This is a genomic window from Actinoplanes sp. TBRC 11911 (genome assembly GCF_012933445.1).
In the GTDB taxonomy this organism is placed as follows: domain Bacteria; phylum Actinomycetota; class Actinomycetes; order Mycobacteriales; family Micromonosporaceae; genus Actinoplanes.
In genome coordinates this window covers 118,195-135,781 of record NZ_JABBNC010000012.1, presented here as the reverse complement: position 1 = coordinate 135,781, position 17,587 = coordinate 118,195, and the positions used below count along the sequence as shown (strand labels likewise).

Here is a 17,587-nt window from a genome sequence, read left to right as displayed (position 1 = left end):
CCGGCGCCCCCGGACCCAGGGGCGCCGGCCTCACCGCCAGGGAGACGCCATGTCCACGGTGCCGTTCGTACGCCCAACCGAACAGCGTCCGCCCGCCGTCGTGCACGCGAGCGAGCCGCTGGTCAGTGTGATCATTCCCGCGCTCAACGAGGCGCGGAACCTGCCGCACGTGATGGCGGCGCTGCCCGAGGTCGACGAGGTCATCCTGGTCGACGGCGGGTCCACCGACGACACGGCCGGCGTCGCCCGCCGCCTGATGCCCGGCATCCGGGTCGTCGCGCAGAACCGCCGGGGCAAGGGCAACGCGCTGGCCTGCGGATTCGCGGCCGCCACCGGCGACATCATCGTGATGATCGACGCGGACGGTTCGACCGATCCGAAGGAGATCCCCAGCTTCATCGCAGCCCTGCGCGCCGGCGCGGATTTCGCCAAGGGCTCGCGGTTTCACGGCGCCGGCGGCAGTGCCGACATCACCCGCCTGCGACGGCTCGGCAACCGCCTGCTCGGACTGCTGGTCAACGTCCTTTTCGGGACGCGTTACAGCGACCTCTGCTACGGCTACAACGCCTTCTGGGCCAAGCACCTGGACGTCTTCGCGCTGGACAGCACCACACCGGCGGACCGGAAGCTGTGGGGCGACGGCTTCGAGATCGAGACGCTGCTGAACCTCCGCGCCGCCAAGGCCGGGCTGCGCATCGTCGAGGTGCCCAGCTACGAACAATGCCGGATCCACGGCGAGAGCAACCTCAACGCGTTCACCGACGGCCTGCGGGTGCTGCGCACCATCGGCCGCGAGATCCGGCGCCGCCGGCACGCCGCCGCCCCGGAGCGCGCCCGGTGAAGATCGGCGTCGTCACGAACGCGTACCACCCGGACGTCGGCGGCGTCGAGACGCACGTCCGGCGGCTGTGTGCCGCGCTGGCCGCCGAGGGCGACGACATCGAGGTGATGACCCAGGCGTCGCGCACTGTCGTCGAGCGCATCGACGGCGTGCTGGTCCGCCGGTTCCCGCTCACCGTCTCCGCGGCCAACTACCGGTTCTCGCTCGACCTGTGGCGATGGCTGAGCCGGCACGCCGGTCGCTACGCCCTGCTGCACGCGCACAGCTACCACGCCCTCGCCGCGCTGCCCGCCGCCCTCACCAACCACACCCCGCTGGTCTTCACCCCGCACTACCACGGCACCGGGCACAGCCTGCTGCGAGCCGCGCTGCACCCCGTCTACCGGCCGCTCGGCCGCCGGATCGTGGCCCGGTCCAGCCGGATCATCTGCGTGACCCGGGCCGAGCGTGACCTGCTCACCCGCCACTTCCCGGAGGCGGAAGGCCGGATGGTGGTCATCCCCAACGGCACCGACCCCGCGCGCGACCTGGTCGTTCCGCCCGAGCCGGGACGCAGCATCCTGTGCGTCGGCCGGCTCGAGCGGTACAAGCGGGTCGACCGGGTGATCCGGGCGATGCTGCACCTCGACGACGAGTACCGCCTCGACGTGGTCGGCTCCGGACCGGCCCGGGTGGAGCTACAGCAGCTCGCCTTCCGGCTCGGCCTGGACGGCGATCGCGTCGTGTTCCACGGCCGCCTCGGCGACGACGACTTCGCCGCCCGGATGGCGGTCGCGACGGCGGTGGTGTCCGCCTCCGCGCACGAGGCGTTCGGCATGGCCGTGGCGGACGCGCTCACCGCGGGCATCCCGACCGTCGCCTCGTTCATCCCGGCCCACCGCGAACTGGCCGTGCTGGCCGGCTGCGGCGTACCGCTCTGGCTGGTCAACCCCGACGACGAGGTGGCCCTGGCCGACGCGTTGCGTACCGCGGCCGGCACCGCACGCGCCGCGACCGGCCGGCACGCGCTGCCGACCTGGAGCGACGTCGTGCTCGCCACCCGAGAGGTCTACGCGGCCGTGCTCCCGCGGGTGCCGGCTTGACCCTGACTTCGGCGCAGCCGGCCCGGACCGCCGCGCCGCCGCCGGCTCGCCCGGACCGCGCCGGCTGGTGGTGTGCCGGAACGCTCACCGTCGCCGCGACGGCCGGCGCGGCGTTGCTGGTGGCGGCGAACCGGGCCGCCGAGTGGCAGCGCGGTTCCCCGTTCGGCCTGTTCTGGGCCGGCCTGCTGATCTTCACGCTGCCCGCGGTCTGGTTGGCGGTCCGGCGCGCGTCCAGCCCGCGGCTGCGGCTCGCCGTGCTGGTGGGTTACGGCGGGTTCACGTACCTGCCGAAACTGCTGCGCAACCCGTCCGGCCCGCTCTATCACGACGAGTTCGCGCACTGGCGGCAGAGCCGGGAGATCCTCCTCGACGGCAGGCTGTTCGAGCCGAACCCGATCGTGCGGGTGATCGGCGACTTCCCCGGCCTGCACTCGATGGTGGCCTCGATCGCCACGCTCACCGGGCTGACCGTCTGGCACGCCGCCCTGCTCGTGCTGATCGTCGCGCACGTGCTGGTCGTGCTCGGGGTGCTGGCGCTCGCCGAGGCGCTCTGGGCGGACCCGCGGATCGCCGCGGTCGCCGCGATCATCTACAGCCTGAACAGCTCGTTCCTGTTCTTCGACACCCAGTTCGGCTACGAGTCGCTGGCCATCGCGCTCTACGTGTGGACGCTCGTCGCGTTGCAACGGGCGATGCGCCGCCACGTCGGCTGGTCGGTGGTGACGCTGGTGTTGGCCGCCGCCTGCATCGCGACCCATCATCTGACGGCCCTCGGCCTGATCGCCACCATGGCCATCATCTGCGTGGTCACCACGATCCAGGCGGTACGCCACCGGGTGCCGGCCGCCGCGGCGTGGATCGCGTGGTCCGCGAGCGGAGCGGCCGCGGCCCTGGTCACGGCATGGCTCTGCTGGGTGGCCCCGCGCACCACGGGTTACCTCGATCCGTACCTGGGCCGGGCCATCGACCAGATCGCCGGGATGGCGGGCGACGGCGGCTCCGGAGGCCGGACGCTGTTCAGCCAATCGATCGCGCCCTGGTGGGAGCGGGCCGCCGCGTTCGTCGCGCCGGCCGTCGCCGGGGTCGCGATGCTGGTCGCCGCGATCGGTCTGCGCCGCCGGGCCACCACCGATCCGGTCGCCATCGCGATGCTGATCCTCGGTGCCGCCTACTTCCCGGCCGCGCTGCTGATCCTCACCCCGTCCGGCGCCGAGGGAGCGCGCCGCTCGTGGGCGTTCAGCTACCTCGGGATCGCCCTGGTGGTAGCCCCGGTGATCGTGTCCCTGTTGAAGCACCCCGTCGCCAAGGCCGCGTTGCTCGGGCTGTGCGCGGTGATGATGGTCGGCAACACCGCGGCCGGCATGAACCCGTCCTACCGTTTTCCCGGGCCACCGGTCTTCGGCTCGGACACCCGCGCGGCCACCCCCGAGGTGCTCGCCGCCGCGTCCTGGCTGCGCGCCACCCAGGGCCGTGGCCTGCGCATCCTCGCCGACCGCTACTCGGGACTGATCTTCGGCTCGTACGGCGGGCAGAACCCCGCCACCGGCTCGGTCACCTTCCCCACCTACGACGTGTATCTCGCCCAGCCCGGCCGGCCCGTCCCGCCGGCCCTGCTCGGGCAGCTCCGCTCCTGGGATTTCGGCTATCTGGTGGTGGACCGCCGGATGGCCCGCGAGGTCCCGGAGATCCAGATCTACTTCGAGACCAACGAACCCATCCGGCATGACGGTCGGCCCGCGTTCACGCTGGCCCAGCTCACCAAGTTCGACGGAACCCCGTGGACCATCAAGATCTACGACAGCGGCGACATCGCCATCTACCGTTTCGACTTCTCCTCGCTGGGGTTGGCGGCGAAATGACCACGCCACGCCTGCTCGCCGCCGTCTACCTGACGATGCTCGCGCCGGCGATCGGCGGCGACGTGCCCCGCGCGGTGCGCTTCGCCTGCCTGGCCGGGGTTTTCGCGATCGGCGAACTCTGGTTACGGGCGCTGGTCAACGAGATGATCGCGCCGCTGCCACGGTTCGGCGTGGCCGCGGTGGCCGGGCTGGTCAGCCTGCCGCTGGTGGCGATCGCGCTGCACCTGATGCGGGTGCCGATCGCGAGCCGTCCGCTGGCCGCCGCGCTGACCATCCTCGCGACCACGCTCGCCGTGGTGGCGCTGCTGCGCGCCGGGCGCGTCCCGGCCGATCCCCGGGCCGCGGGCACCCTGGTCACGGTCGCGATCCCGGCGTGTCTCGCGCTGGGCGTCTCGGTGGCGGCGGTTTCCCTGTACGCCTGGATGCCGCACCCGCCGCGGCAGGGGTACACGAGCCTGGCCCTCAACGGCTGGGCCGCCACGCTCGACCGGCCGGTGCGGGTGCCGGCGCGGGGTGTCTACGTGCCGATCCGGCTCAGCAGTGCCGGGGAACCCGCCGAGACGGCCGCGCTGCGGGTGCGCGTGGGGGACCGGACGGTCAACGCCCGGCGGCTGCGCGTCGAGGCGGACACCACCCGGTCGGTCGACGTCTTCGTGCCCGCCCCGCCGGACGGCTGCCTGCACCGCATCGAGATCAGCGTGGGCCCGGCCAGCACCGTCTTCTACGGCCGGGGTCCGGCCCGGTGCTGACCCTCGTCAAGCGGGACTCGCTGGCCCGCAACAGCGCACTCATCATGGCCAGCACGGTCGGCACCAGCGCACTCGGCTACCTGTTCTGGCTGCTCGCGGCCCGCCAGCTCGCGCAGCCGGCGGTCGGCACGGCCACCGCGCTGATCTCCGCCGGCACGGTCGTCAGCATGGTGTCCAATCTGGGCATCGGGCACATGTTCATCCAGCGGCTGCCGGGCAGCCCGCCGCCCGCCTGGTCGCGAATCGTCGGCGCCGGCCTGACGCTGGGGTGCGTCGCGACGACGGTGGCCGCGGTCGCCGCCGTGGCATTGCTGCCGTCGCTCGCGGCCGGGTTCCATTTCCTGGCGAGCTCGCCGGGTGCGGTCGCGCTGGTGGCCACCGCGGTCACGCTGACCGCGTCGACGCTGCTCGACTACGTCTTTGTCGCGCGGCGGGCCAGCCACGGGATGTTCTGGCGCAACGTCGCGCTGGCCGTCGGCAAGCTCGTCGTGCTGCTCATGCTGACCGGGGCGGGGATGCGCTCGTGGGGGGCCGTGCTGCTCGCCTGGGTGCTGCCGTCGATCGTCGTCACGGCGTACACGGTCGTCTCGGTCCGCCCGCGCGTGGACCGCCTGGCCGCGGAGGTGCCGGCCGTCGGCCGGGCGCTCACCGGCCATCACCTGATCAACCTGGCCCAGGCGGGCCCGGCCGCGTTGCTGCCGGTGCTGGTGACCGCCCGGCTGGGCACCGATCTGAACGCGCACTTCTACGTCGCCTGGATGACCGCGTCGGTGCTGTTCATGGTGTCGCCCGCGGTGGCCTCGGCGCTGTATGCCGAACGCAGCAACGACTCCGGCGCCACGCTGCGCCGCGCCGCCCTGGTCGTGCTCGTCGTCATCGCCGTGCCCGCGTTCGTGCTGTTCGCCGGCGGCGGCCGGATTCTCGCGCTGTTCAGCCCGTCCTACGCGACCGGCGGCCAGATCTTGCTGCAGATCCTGGTGCTGGCCGCGATCCCGGACGCGATCACCAACCTCGCCGTGGCGCATTGGCGATCGATCGGCCGCTTCCGCCGGTGCCTGCGGCTCAACCTGCTGATCGCCGCCGTCTGCCTGACGCTGACCTGGCTGTGGCTGCCCGGCAGCGGCATCGAGGGCGTCGGCGTCGCGTGGCTGACCGGCCAAGGTGTCGGCGCGCTCGCGGTGGCCGTGCTAGCCGTCCGGAAGGGACACTCGTGAGAATCCTGCACCTGGCCAACCTCTACGCCCCGGTGATCGGCGGCCTGGAGCGCAGCGTCGCGACCAGCAGCGAGGAACTGGTCCGGCGCGGCCACGAGGTCACCGTGCTGACGCTCGCGCCGGCCTCGCCGCTCTCGTCGGGCGTGCCGGCCTCGTCGGGCGTGCCGGCCTCGTCGGGCGTGCCGGCCTCGTCGGGCGTGCCGGCCTCGTCGGGCGTGCCGGCCTCGGAGACCCGGTCCGGTGTGCGCGTCGTTCGCGTCCGCAGCGTGGCCACCAGCCTCCTTCCCGGCATGAACCAGGACCGCGCCAAGCCTTTCCACCCCACCGCGCCCGATCCGCTGACGACCGCGGACATCCGCCGGGTGTTGCGCTCCTCTCCGTTCGACGTGGTACACAGCCACGACTGGCTGATGTACAGCTATTTGCCGCTGCGCTTCGGCGCGGCCGGACTGCCGCACGTGCACACCGCTCACGACTTCGGGCTCACGTGCGTCAAAAAGACATACGCCCGGGAGGGCGGCATGTGCGGCGGGGCTCGCCTCGCGCGATGCGTGTCGTGTGCGTCCGACCAATATGGACGGCCGCGCGCCCTCGTATTGACCAGCGCGTTGCGCGCGCACCGGCATCGTGGGATCGACGCGCTGACGGCCATCTCTCCGTCGGTCGCGCAGGCCTTGCGCGGTGCCCGTCTGCCGGGGGGCCTGCCGATCCGAGTGGTATCCAGCATGGTACCGGACGGGCTGGATCAATTGGCGTTGTCCACAGCCCGGCCGTCGTGGCTCCCGGATCGGCCATACCTGCTGTTCGTCGGCGCGCTCGGACCCCACAAGGGGGTCCATGTGCTGTTCGGTGCCTACCGCCGGCTGGTCAACGGATGGCGGGCCACCTCGCCACCGCCGCCGTTGGTCTGCATCGGCACGCCCCGGGTGGACACACCGCCGATCCCGCCCGGCGTGGTGGTCCGCCACGACGTGCCGCACGCGCAGGTGATGGCCGCGTGGCGGGGCGCGGCGATCGGGCTGGTGCCGTCGCTCAACGAGGCGATGGGCCAGGTCGCCGTGGAGGCGCTGCTGGCCCGTACGCCGGTGATCGCGTCCCGGACCGGCGGACTGGCCGACATGATCCGGGACGGGGAGAGCGGGTTGCACGTGCCGCCCGGTGACCCGGTCGCGCTCGCGTCGGCGATCCGCCGGTTGCTCGCCGACTCCGAGCTGGCCGCACGACTGCGCGACGCCGGGTACCAGCGGGGGCTGGACTACACGGCGTCGCGCGTCGTTCCGCAGATCGAAGAGGTGTACCGCTCGGTTCTCAGGCCGCGGTGACCAGCACGTCGTCGAACCAGATCGTGCCGTCGTTCTCGCCCGACTTGAGGTGCACCTGCATGCTCGCCGCACCCGCCGGGGCGGTGCCGTCCACGGCCAGCTTCGTCCAGTTGGTGGTGCCCGCCGGCAGGGACGCCGAGGACGCGCCGCCCAGCCACTTGTCGTTCGCGTCGAACCAGCTCAGCGCGATCTGGTTGGTGCCGGAGGCGGCGTTGCCGCGGGCGTACACCTCGGCGTGCCACTTCTGGTTCGGCTGCACCGGGGTGATCGGGGCGACCCGCCAGGACGGCACACCGGAGGCGTTCTTGCCGGTGTTGGTGAAGCTGAGCGACCACTTGCCGCTGCGCGCCTGCGCCTGCGTCTTGACACCCAGGCCGAGCTCCGGCAGGAACGGGCGCCACGCGGTCTGTCCGGCGGCCGCCTCGAAACCGTTGTCCAGCAGGTCGGCCGGCATCGCGGCGGCCATCCAGGCGGCCTTGACCACGGCGGCGGCCGGCTTCGCGGAGCCGTCGGTGCGGTAGAGGCCGTAGCTGTACTGGGCCGGCAGCTTCGCGACCTGCGAGTCCGGAATGGCGCCCTGGGCGAAGTCGGTCAGCGTCCACGGCGACACCGACAGCACGCCGGCCTGCGTGGCCGCCTGGAACACCCGGGCCAGGAAGGCGGCCTGCTCACCCTCGGTGTTCTGCAGCGTGTTCAGGCCCACCTCGCCGATCACCACGGGCGCCGGGGCGACAGCCGCCTGCGCCTGCTTGACCATGGCGAGGGCGCGCTCCGAGTTGCCGTAGAAGTGGTAGTCGTAGAAGTCCACCGGGGTCGAGCCGAGCACGCTCTTGATCTTCGACATGCCCGGGATCCCGGTGGTGCCGTCGACCGAGAAGGTCAGCGGCATGGTCGGGAACGCGCTGCGGACGGCCGGAACGATCTTCTTGGCCCAGGCGACCGCCGCGGTGTCGCTCGGGTTGAACTCGTTCTGCAACTCGACCGAGATGACCCGGCTGTCATTGCGGTACGGGGTGAGCAGGGTGGTGGCCCAGTTGACGCTGTTGGTGACCTCGGAGTAGCCGTCCCACCAGTCGAAGAGCGTGAACCGCACGGTCATCCCACGCGCCCCGGCCATGGAGACGAAGCTCGCCAGCCGGCTCGTGTACTCGGCCTGCGGGGTGGGGAAGCCGAACGTGTTCGGGAAGATGATCGCCCGCACGTTGGTGGCGCCCAGCGCGGCGGCCTTGGCCAGGTCGGCGTCGACCTTGGCGGCGTCCCACGAGCTCCACATCTTCGACCAGCCGGCGCCCGCCGGGTAGTAGTTGATCGACTTGGCGATCTTCACCACGGCCAGGCGGCCGGCCAGCGTCGGCGTGGTCTCCGCCAGCGTCGTGGTCTTGCCGGTCGGCGCGGTGGTCTTGGTGACGGTGGCCGCGGCCTTGACGGTCGTCGGGGCCTTGGTGGGCGCCTTGGTGGGGGTCGCGGCCTTCGCCGGGGTGGCCTTCGGCGGGGTGGTGGCCTTGGCGGCGGTCGTCGCCTTGGTCGTCGGGGTGGCCTTGGCGTGGACCGGGTCGGCCGGAAGCACGAGCCCGAGGAGCATCGACGTGGCGAGTACGGCGACGCGGCGGCGGGGGGTATTCACGGTCGGCAGGCCCTTCGGTCAGGTTATTCGGTGGCGCCCCTTCTTTCGGTTGGTTGGATGCCGTGGTGTCGGAACTTGCTGATTGCATCGGCAGTGCTAATCGGTTTCCGGACGGTTGGGGTAGTGCCGAGGCGTGAAAACCTGCGCCGAACCGTCGCCGCGCTGGATCGTCCGGGTCTGCGACGACCCGATGATCAGCAGGCACCGCATGTCGACCGTGGCCGGGTCCAGCTCGCCGAGCGTGGTGATCCGGACCGACTCCTCGGGGCCGCCCACATCCCGGCCGATCACCACCGGCGTCGCCGCGTCGCGGTGCTGCAGCAGCAGCTCCCGGGCCCGGACGAGCTGCTCCTTGCGGCTCTTCGACGCCGGGTTGTAGATCGCGATCACCAGGTCGGCGGCGGCCGCGCCGGCGAGCCGGTCGGCGATCACCGACCAGGGCTTGAGCCGGTCGGACAGCGACAGCACACAGAAGTCGTGGCCCAGCGGGGCGCCGGCCCGGCTCGCGACGGCCTGCGCGGCGGTCAGCCCCGGCACCACCCGGATCGGCACGTCCTTCCAGGCGGGGTCGTCGGCCACCTCCAGCACGGCGGCGGCCATCGCGAAGACCCCGGGGTCACCGGACGACACCACGACCACGCGGCGCCCGCGCTTGGCCAGGTCGAGGGCGAACGCGGCCCGCTCGGCCTCGACCCGGTTGTCCGAGGGGTGGCGCCGCTGATCGGGCCGGGCGGCCACCCGCTCGACGTACGGCCCGTAGCCGATCAGGTCGTCGGCGTCGGCGACGGCGAGCCGGGCCTCGGCGGTCAGCCAGATCGGATCCCCCGGCCCGAGCCCGATGATGGTCACGCTCCCGTCGCCGGCTTCATCCGGATTTTTCTGGACAAAGGCCGTGGCGGCCGGGCTGGGTAGCAGTGCCAGCGAGAAATACGGCACCGAATCGGCGTCGACGTCCTTCAGCGGTGCCGTCCGCTCGCGGTCGGTGGTGGCGCGCTCCACGTAGAAGGCGTCGTCCAGCCGGCCGATCTTGGCGAACGCCTCCCGGACACCCTCGAAGGTGCGGCCCAGCTTCATCACCGCGGCCGACTCGGTCGCGGCGAGCCGGGCGGCCAGTTCGGCGGGCGGGAGCGTGCCGGGCAGCACGGTCAGGGTCTCGTCGCGTTCCATCAGTGGCCGGCCCAGGACGGCCGAGGCGGCGCTCACGCTCGTCACGCCGGGGACGACCGCCGTCTCGTACCGGTCGGACAAGCGCTTGTGCATGTGCATGTAGGACCCGTAGAAGAACGGGTCGCCCTCGGCCAGCACGACGACGGTCCGCCCGGCGTCGAGGTGGGTCGCGAGGCGCGCGGCCGCCTCGGCGTAGAACTCGTCGATCGCCCCCTGATAGCCGCCCGGATGGTCGGTCCCCTCGGTGGTGACCGGGTAGATCAGGGCTTCCTCGATCTGGCCCTCGCGGAGATAGGGCTCGGCGATCGCGCGCGCGTTGCTGCGCCCGTGCCGGGCCGCGTGGTACGCGATCACATCGGCCTCCGCGATCAGGCGCGCCGCCTTCACCGTGACCAGTTCCGGGTCGCCCGGTCCGACGCCCACTCCGTACAGCCGTCCGCTCATCGCCTTGTTACTCCGCTTCCGAGGCCAGCGCGTTCACCGCGGCGGCCGTGATGGCGCTGCCGCCGCGGCGCCCGCGCACGATCAGATACTCCAGATCGGACGCGGCGAGCGCCTCCTTGCTCTCCGCGGCCCCGACGAACCCCACCGGAATGCCCAGTACGGCGGCCGGCCGGGCGGCGCCGCCCTCGATCATTTCGAGCAGCCGGAAGAGCGCGGTGGGCGCGTTGCCGATCGCCACCACGCTGCCCGCCAGCCGATCCCGCCACAGCTCCAGCGCGGCGGCACTACGCGTCGTCCCCAGCGTGTCGGCCAGAGCCGGCACACTCGGGTCGCGCAGCGTGCAGATCACTTCGTTGTCGGCCGGGAGGCGTTTGCGCGTGATGCCCGAGGCCACCATCATCGCGTCGCACAGGATCGGAGCCCCGTCCCGCAGAGCCTTGCGGGCGGCGGTCGCGACCTGGGCGCTGTGGGCCACATCGCCGGGGAGATCGACCATCCCGCAGGCGTGGATCATGCGCACCACCACGCGTGCCACGTCCTCCGGGAACCCGGCGAGATCGGCCTCCGCCCGGATCGTGGCGAACGACTGCCGATAGATCTCCGCACCGTCCCGCTCGTACTCCATCACCGTCTCCTAGCCCCCGCTACAACTTCCCCTAGTTCCACCATGGACGTGGCGATGTCGCCGACCAGATAGCCGTCGGCGGTGGCCTCGACGCGGACGTGCGCGCCGGACGGGCTGCCGCACCCGCGCGCGCAGCCCACCCAGTGCACCGGGAGGCCGTCGACGTGCGAGGTGGTCGCCTCGGCGTCGGCGCGGACGTCGGCGAGCGCCTTCGCGCATCCCGGCCGCCCGGCGCAGGCGGTCACGCCGGTCCAGCGCGACTCCTGATCCACCTCGAGCCCGACCGCGGCCAGGTCGCGCTGCCATCGCTGCGCGGCCGCGGCGCTGAGGTCGCGCACGACGATCCCGCGCGCGGTGGTGACGACGACGTGGTCCGCGCCGGCGAGAAGGTCCACGGCCGGACCGCCGAGGCGGCCGAGCGGCACCAGCGCGCCCACCGCGAACAAGCCGTCGCCCTGCTCGACGACGCCGATCGGCGTGCGCTCGGCGGAAGAGGGGGGTCGGACGGCGCTCGAAGCCGTGCGGCGCAACCCGAGCGCCTCGGCCGTGCGGCGGGCGACTCGGGCCGGGCCGTCCGGCAGTTCGCGCAGGCGCCAGGCCGGGCGTTCCGCTGCGTTGTCCGCGGCGCGCTCGGTCAGGAAGGCGTGTGCGGCGGCCAGCATCGCCGGCACGACCTGGTCCGCGGGGACGCGTAGGCCGCTGTCCACATTGCCGAGAAAGACCGCGAAGAGCGGATTTTTCGTGACATCGGGGGTGAGAGCGGCGTCGGGGGCGGAAGCGACGTCGGCGGTCGGTGTAACGGCATCGGTGGGCGCCACCGCCACGTCGGCATCGACAGCAACCCGGTGGATCGCAAAGAGGAAGCGGCCCGGTAGAGCGGCCAACGCCGGTTCGCCGCACAGGCCCTCGTCCAAAGCACGAACCAACGATCGGATCAGCGAACCGGCCAACGGCGGAGCGGCAATGTTACGAACCGTCTCGTGAGCCTCCGACGGCAGCAGGCCGGCGCTCCACAACTGTGCCGCCAGTGCCGCCGGCGTTCCCCGGTTGACGGCTCTGAGCTGGACATTCGCCCGCGAGGTGAGCTCCAGCCAGCCGTCGCCGTACGCCCGCGCGACATCCGCGAGCGCCGCGATCTGGGCGCCGGTCAGCATGCCGCCGGGAACCCGCACGCGGGCCAGCGGACCGTCCGCGGCGGCGTGCAGACGGAGCGCGCCGGGGCACGCATCGACGTCGGACCGGCGGACACGGACGGGGTGAGTCACGGCCCGGATACTACGTTCGGCCCCTGACATGAACGCATCCTCGGGTCGGCATCGTCACACACCCGACCCCGGCTTGACTCGGCGTAGCGCGGCCCGGGAGGCTTGGGGCCACGAGCGGCGACACTACGGAGGAAGCCGGTGTGATTCCGGCGCGGTCCCGCCACTGTCACCCGCCCTGAACTGGGCAGGGAGCCAGAGACTCCGGTTGCCGACATCACCTTCGAACTTGGGGCGCGGACCTCGAGGGGAGCATTACGTGTTTCTGCTGCTGTCGACCTCCGACACCGATCTGCTCAGCGCGCGGGCGAGTGGCTCCGCCTGGCGGCTTGCCAACCCGGCGCGGACGTCCGTCGACGATCTTCCCGGCCTGCTCGACGCGGTGGAGCTCGTCGTGGTGCGCATCCTGGGCGGGCGCCGCGCCTGGGAAGAGGGGCTCGACGCGCTGCTCGCCGGGCCGGTCCCGGTGGTCGTGCTCGGCGGCGAGCAGCAGCCGGACGCCGATCTCATGAAGCTGTCGAGTGTGCCGGCCGGCGTGGCCGCCGAGGCGCACGCCTACCTGGCGCACGGCGGGCCGGAAAACCTGGCCGCGGCGCACGACTTCCTGTCCGACACCGTGCTGCTGACCGGTCACGGGTTCGCGCCGCCGGCCGCCGCGCCGCTGTGGGGGCCGCTGCCGCGGGAGAGCGCGCGGAGTGACGGGCCGACCGTCGCGATCCTCTATTACCGGGCACACCACATGGCCGGCAACACGGCGTTCGTCGAGACGCTGTGCCAGGCCATCGAGCAGCGGGGCGCCCGCGCGTTGCCCCTGTTCACGGCCTCCCTGCGTACGGCGCCCGAGGAGCTGTTGGCCGAGTTGCGCAAGGCCGACGTCCTGATCGTGACGGTCCTGGCGGCCGGGGGTACGAAGCCGGCCGCCGTCACCGCCGGTGGCGACGACGAGGCCTGGGATGTCGGCGTGCTCGCCGGGCTGGACGTGCCGATCCTGCAGGCGCTGTGCCTGACCGGGAGCCGGGCGCAGTGGCAGGCCAGCGACGACGGACTGTCCCCGTTGGACGCGGCGACGCAGGTGGCGATCCCGGAGTTCGACGGGCGGATCATCACGGTGCCGTTCTCGTTCAAGGAGATCGATCCGGACGGTCTCTCGGTGTATGTCGCGGACGAGGAGCGCGCGGGCCGGGTCGCCGGGATCGCGGTCGCGCATGCCCGGCTGCGGCACGTCCCGCCGGCGGAGCGCCGCATCGTGCTGATGCTCTCGGCGTACCCGACCAAGCATTCCCGGATCGGCAACGCGGTCGGCCTGGACACCCCGGCCTCGACGGTCGCGCTGCTCGCGGCGATGGCCGAGCGCGGCTACCGGATCGGCGAGTTCGGTTCGTACGACGGCGACGGGCTGATCCACGCGCTGATCGCGGCCGGCGGGCAGGATCCGGACTGGCTCACCGAGGACCAGCTGTCCGGCAACAAGGTGCGGATCTCCGGCAGTGCGTACGCGCGGTGGTTCGCGACCCTGCCGGACGACATGCGCGAGAGCGTGCAACGCCACTGGGGTCCGCCGCCCGGCGAGCTGTACGTGGACGGCGACGACATCGTGCTGGCCGCGCTACGCGACGAGAACGTGGTGGTCATGGTGCAGCCGCCGCGCGGTTTCGGGGCCAACCCGGTGGCCATCTACCACGACCCCGACCTGCCCCCCAGCCATCACTACCTGGCCGCCTACCGCTGGGTGGCCGACGAGTTCGGCGCGCACGCGGTGGTGCACGTCGGCAAGCACGGCAACCTGGAATGGCTGCCCGGCAAGAACGTGGGCATGTCGGCCTCGGACGGGCCGGACGCGGCGCTCGGCGACCTGCCGCTGATCTACCCGTTCCTGGTCAACGACCCGGGCGAGGGCACCCAGGCGAAGCGGCGGGCACACGCCACGCTGGTCGATCACCTGATCCCGCCGATGGCGCGGGCCGAGTCGTACGGGGACATCGCGCGGCTGGAGCAGCTGCTGGACGAGCACGCGGCGATCGCGACGCTCGACCCGGCGAAGCTGCCGGCGATCCGGGCGCAGATCTGGACGCTGATCCAGGCCGCCCGGATGGATCACGACCTGGGCCTGGCGAACCGGCCCGGCGACGAGGAGTTCGACGAGTTCGTGCTGCACGTCGACGGCTGGCTGTGCGAGGTGAAGGACGCGCAGATCCGCGACGGGCTGCACGTGCTGGGCGCCGCGCCGACCGGGGAGGCGCGGGTCAACCTGGTGCTGTCGATGCTGCGCGCCCGCCAGATGTGGGCGGGGCAGGTGGCGGCGCTGCCGGGGCTGCGTGAGGCGCTGGGGCTCACGGACGGCGCTTCGACCACCGAGACCGACCGCGTCGAGCAGCAGGCCCGCGCCTTGGTGACGTCGATGGAGGAGCTGGCCTGGCCGCTGGACGCCACCGAGGCGATCATCCGGGTCCTGACCGGCGATGCCGTCGAGGCGGTGGGCGAGGTGCGGGCCACGGCGGGCACCGTGTGGGCCGCCCTGCACGCCGGGGCCAACAAGGCGCGGCGCACCGAGAAAGCCGAGGCGGCCCTGCCTCCGGCGCTGGCCGCGCTGATCGCCGACGCGGAGAAGGCGCTGCTCACCGGGGTGGGGACGACGGCGGCCGCTCGAGGGACGACGCCGGAGGACGCAACGGCCGCTCCGGCCGGCGCCGGGGACGGGCCCGCCTGGGACAAGGTGCGCGAGGTCCTCGAGTTCGCCGCCCGCGAGGTCGTGCCGCGGCTCGCCCGGACCACCGACGAGATCGGGAACGTGCTGCACGCGCTGGACGGCGGCTACGTGCCGGCCGGGCCCAGCGGGTCGCCGCTGCGCGGGCTCATCAACGTGCTGCCGACCGGGCGCAACTTCTACTCGGTCGACCCCAAGGCGATCCCGAGCGCGCTCGCCTGGGAGACGGGCCAGGCCATGGCCGAGTCGCTGCTGGAGCGGTACCGCGCCGACTACGGCGACTGGCCCCGCTCGGTGGGCCTCTCCGCCTGGGGGACCAGCGCGATGCGCACGGCCGGCGACGACATCGCCGAGATCCTCGCGCTGATCGGCGTCCGCCCGGTCTGGGATCAGGCCTCCCGGCGCGTCAGCGGCCTGGAGATCATCGACCGGGCGGAACTGGGCCGGCCCCGGGTGGATGTCACGGTGCGGATCTCCGGGTTCTTCCGCGATGCCTTCCCGCACGTGGTCGCGATGCTCGACGACGCCTTCGGGATGATCGCCGAGCTGGACGAGCCAGACAACTACGTCCGGGCGCACGCGCTGAAAGACCAGGCCGAGCACGGCGACTGGCGGCGGGCCACCACCCGCATCTTCGGTTCGCGGCCGGGGGCGTACGGCGCCGGCATCCTCCCGCTGATCGACAGCCGCAACTGGCGCGACGACGCCGACCTGGCCGAGGTGTACGCGGTGTGGGGCGGCTTCGCCTACGGTCGCGGGCTGGACGGCGTGCCGGCGCGGCCGGACATGGAGAACGCGTACCGCCGGATCGACGTCGCCGCGAAGAACATCGACACGCGAGAGCACGACATCGCCGACTCGGACGACTACTTCCAGTATCACGGCGGCATGATCGCCACGGTGCGGGCGTTGACCGGGAAGGCTCCGGCGGCGTACGTGGGCGACTCCACCAACCCGGACGCCGCACGGACCCGCAGCCTGACCGAGGAGACCGCCCGGATCTTCCGGGCGCGCGTGGTGAATCCACGCTGGATCGCCGCGATGCAGCGGCACGGCTACAAGGGCGCGTTCGAGCTGGCCGCCACGGTCGACTACTTGTTTGGCTTCGACGCGACGGCCGGTGTGGTCACCGACTGGATGTACGAGCAGCTCGCGGCGTCGTACGTGATGGACCCGGAAAACCAGAAGTTCATGACCGAGTCGAACCCGTGGGCGTTGCACGGCATCACCGAGCGCCTGCTGGAGGCCGCCGACCGCAAGCTGTGGGAGTCACCCGACCCGGCGACGCTGGACGCGCTGCGCGAGATCTACCTCCAGACCGAGGGCGACCTGGAGGATGGGGATTAGTCCGGGAGGATCGGCACGGACGGGCCGAGCTCGCGGCCCAGCGACGCGGCGCGGGTCAGCAGAGCGGAGCCGAACCGGTCCCGCACCGCGTCCATCGCGTCGTCCAGGCGGTCGCCGGCCATCTCGTCGAACAGGGACGGCTGCACGTTGCCCTCGCCGTCGAGGTTGCTGACCGCGACGCCGACGAGGGTCAGGCCGCGGGTCTCGATCAGCGGCCGGTTCTCGGCGAGCAAAAGCCGCGCGGTGTCCAAAATGGTGCGAGTCTGATTTGTCGCCTTCAGCAGGCTGCGTGACCGCGTGGCGCGACCGAAGTCGTCGAAACGCAGACGCAGCGTGACCGTCCGGCCGGAGCGATGGGCGCCGCGCATCCGCTTGGTCACCCGGTCGACCAGGGCCGCGAGCGTCGCCTCGATCTCGGTGAACGGCCGTTGCCGGCGCCCGAGCGCGGACTGCGCACCCATCGATCCACGGCGATGGTTGGTGCGGACCCGGCGCGGGTCGCGATTGTGCGCGAGCGCGTGCAGATGCCGGCCCGCGTGCCCGCCGAGGATGGACACCAGGGCCGCCTCGCCGATCCGTGCGACGTCACCGACCGTGTGGATCCGCCGGTCGCGGAGCTTGCCCGAGGTGACCGGGCCGACGCCCCACAACCGCTCGACCGGCAGCGGATGCAGGAACGCCAGCTCCTGGCCGGGCGGCACCTCGAGGAGCCCGTCCGGCTTGCCGACCGCGCTCGCGACCTTGGCGAGGAACTTCGTGTCGGCTATACCCACGGTGATCGGCAACCCGACGCGGTCGCGGACCGAGAGGCGCAACCGTCCGGCGATCTCCCGGGGCGTCCCGCTGATCTTGCGGAGGCCGGTCACGTCGAGGAACGCCTCGTCGATCGAGATGCCCTCGACGATCGGCGTCGTCTCCCGGAAGATCTCGAACACCGCCTTGCTGGCCGCCGAGTACGCCGACATGCGCGGCGGCACGACGACCGCGTCCCGGCACAGGGCGCGCGCCTGGCTGACTCCCATGGGCGTACGGACGCCTAGGGCCTTGGCCTCGTAACTCGCCGCGAGCACCACGCCCATGCCGACCAGGACCGGGCGGCCGCGCAAGCCCGGATCGTCGCGCTGCTCGACGGACGCGTAGAAGGCGTCCAGGTCGGCGTGGAGGATGGCCACCCATCGAATATAGAACATGTGTTCGAAGGCTGCCCCGAGGCGGTACGCAAAGACGGGCGCCTAAGCGTCATACCGTCAAGCTAATAACATCGCCATTCGCTGTGGCGAATGCATTACCGTGCGTTTCTTGTCACGGAGCAAGATCTTCGGTTCGGAACCGCTTCCGTCCGTCGAT

Annotated in this window: 12 protein-coding genes and 1 riboswitch; of the genes, 7 read left to right on the top strand and 5 right to left on the bottom strand. The window is 72.2% G+C overall.

Features of this window, described 5'->3' with window-relative positions; translation table 11 throughout:
- Positions 1–49 precede the first annotated feature (49 nt).
- Genes HH310_RS18875 through HH310_RS18850 form a run of 6 tightly spaced genes read left to right on the top strand, consistent with a single transcriptional unit; the run spans position 50 to position 7,067 of the window.
- Positions 50–841: a glycosyltransferase family 2 protein gene (locus tag HH310_RS18875; protein WP_169176890.1), complete on the top strand. Its 792-nt coding sequence runs from the start codon at positions 50–52 to the stop codon at positions 839–841.
- A complete protein-coding gene (locus HH310_RS45395) occupies positions 838–1,923 on the top strand; it encodes a glycosyltransferase family 4 protein (RefSeq protein WP_169176889.1) in 1,086 nt (361 codons plus the stop codon). Before HH310_RS18875 ends, HH310_RS45395 begins: the two co-directional genes overlap by 4 nt.
- Positions 1,920–3,782 (top strand): hypothetical protein, encoded by a 1,863-nt coding sequence (locus HH310_RS18865; RefSeq protein ID WP_169176888.1) that lies wholly within the window; start codon positions 1,920–1,922, stop codon positions 3,780–3,782. The genes HH310_RS45395 and HH310_RS18865 overlap by 4 nt, the downstream gene beginning before the upstream one ends.
- Positions 3,779–4,531, top strand: coding sequence for a hypothetical protein (locus tag HH310_RS18860; protein WP_169176887.1), 753 nt, complete (start codon positions 3,779–3,781; stop codon positions 4,529–4,531). The genes HH310_RS18865 and HH310_RS18860 overlap by 4 nt, the downstream gene beginning before the upstream one ends.
- Entirely contained in the window at positions 4,525–5,745 is a 1,221-nt protein-coding gene (locus HH310_RS18855) for a sugar transporter (protein ID WP_312034198.1), read from the top strand. The genes HH310_RS18860 and HH310_RS18855 overlap by 7 nt, the downstream gene beginning before the upstream one ends.
- Positions 5,742–7,067 (top strand): glycosyltransferase family 4 protein, encoded by a 1,326-nt coding sequence (locus HH310_RS18850; protein ID WP_169176886.1) that lies wholly within the window; start codon positions 5,742–5,744, stop codon positions 7,065–7,067. The genes HH310_RS18855 and HH310_RS18850 overlap by 4 nt, the downstream gene beginning before the upstream one ends.
- Here the strand turns inward: HH310_RS18850 and HH310_RS18845 are convergent.
- The 4 genes from HH310_RS18845 to HH310_RS18830 form a co-directional block, all read right to left on the bottom strand.
- On the bottom strand, positions 7,054–8,691 hold the full coding sequence (locus HH310_RS18845; RefSeq protein ID WP_312034196.1) for a glycosyl hydrolase: 1,638 nt from the start codon (positions 8,689–8,691) through the stop codon (positions 7,054–7,056). The two genes, HH310_RS18850 and HH310_RS18845, sit on opposite strands and share 14 nt — an antisense overlap.
- A 96-nt stretch (positions 8,692–8,787) precedes the next feature.
- Positions 8,788–10,302 carry a precorrin-2 C(20)-methyltransferase gene (locus HH310_RS18840; protein ID WP_169176885.1) on the bottom strand — a complete coding sequence of 505 codons (1,515 nt, stop codon included), beginning with the start codon at positions 10,300–10,302 and terminating at the stop codon, positions 8,788–8,790.
- 7 nt (positions 10,303–10,309) lie between these two features.
- Positions 10,310–10,930: a precorrin-8X methylmutase gene (locus HH310_RS18835; protein ID WP_169176884.1), complete on the bottom strand. Its 621-nt coding sequence runs from the start codon at positions 10,928–10,930 to the stop codon at positions 10,310–10,312.
- Positions 10,927–12,192, bottom strand: a complete 1,266-nt coding sequence (locus HH310_RS18830; protein ID WP_312034195.1) for a precorrin-3B synthase — start codon at positions 12,190–12,192, stop codon at positions 10,927–10,929. The genes HH310_RS18835 and HH310_RS18830 overlap by 4 nt, the downstream gene beginning before the upstream one ends.
- Before the next feature lie 128 nt (positions 12,193–12,320).
- A riboswitch (cobalamin riboswitch) is annotated at positions 12,321–12,394 on the top strand.
- Between the two features lie 54 nt (positions 12,395–12,448).
- Between HH310_RS18830 and cobN the strand changes: the two genes are divergently transcribed.
- A complete protein-coding gene (cobN, locus tag HH310_RS18825; protein WP_169176882.1) occupies positions 12,449–16,240 on the top strand; it encodes a cobaltochelatase subunit CobN in 3,792 nt (1,263 codons plus the stop codon).
- Here the strand turns inward: cobN and dinB are convergent.
- Positions 16,237–17,430, bottom strand: coding sequence for a DNA polymerase IV (gene dinB / locus HH310_RS18820; RefSeq protein ID WP_169176881.1), 1,194 nt, complete (start codon positions 17,428–17,430; stop codon positions 16,237–16,239). The two genes, cobN and dinB, sit on opposite strands and share 4 nt — an antisense overlap.
- Between the last annotated feature and the right edge of the window lie 157 nt (positions 17,431–17,587).

What these genes read in the sequence shown, in the direction of transcription:
- HH310_RS18875 (WP_169176890.1), top strand. Translation starts at nt 50, where the DNA reads ATGTCCACGGTGCCGTTCGTACGCCCAACCGAACAGCGTCCGCCCGCC.
- HH310_RS18860 (WP_169176887.1), top strand. Translation starts at nt 3,779, where the DNA reads ATGACCACGCCACGCCTGCTCGCCGCCGTCTACCTGACGATGCTCGCG.
- HH310_RS18840 (WP_169176885.1), bottom strand. Translation starts at nt 10,302, where the DNA reads ATGAGCGGACGGCTGTACGGAGTGGGCGTCGGACCGGGCGACCCGGAA.
- dinB (WP_169176881.1), bottom strand. Translation starts at nt 17,430, where the DNA reads ATGTTCTATATTCGATGGGTGGCCATCCTCCACGCCGACCTGGACGCC.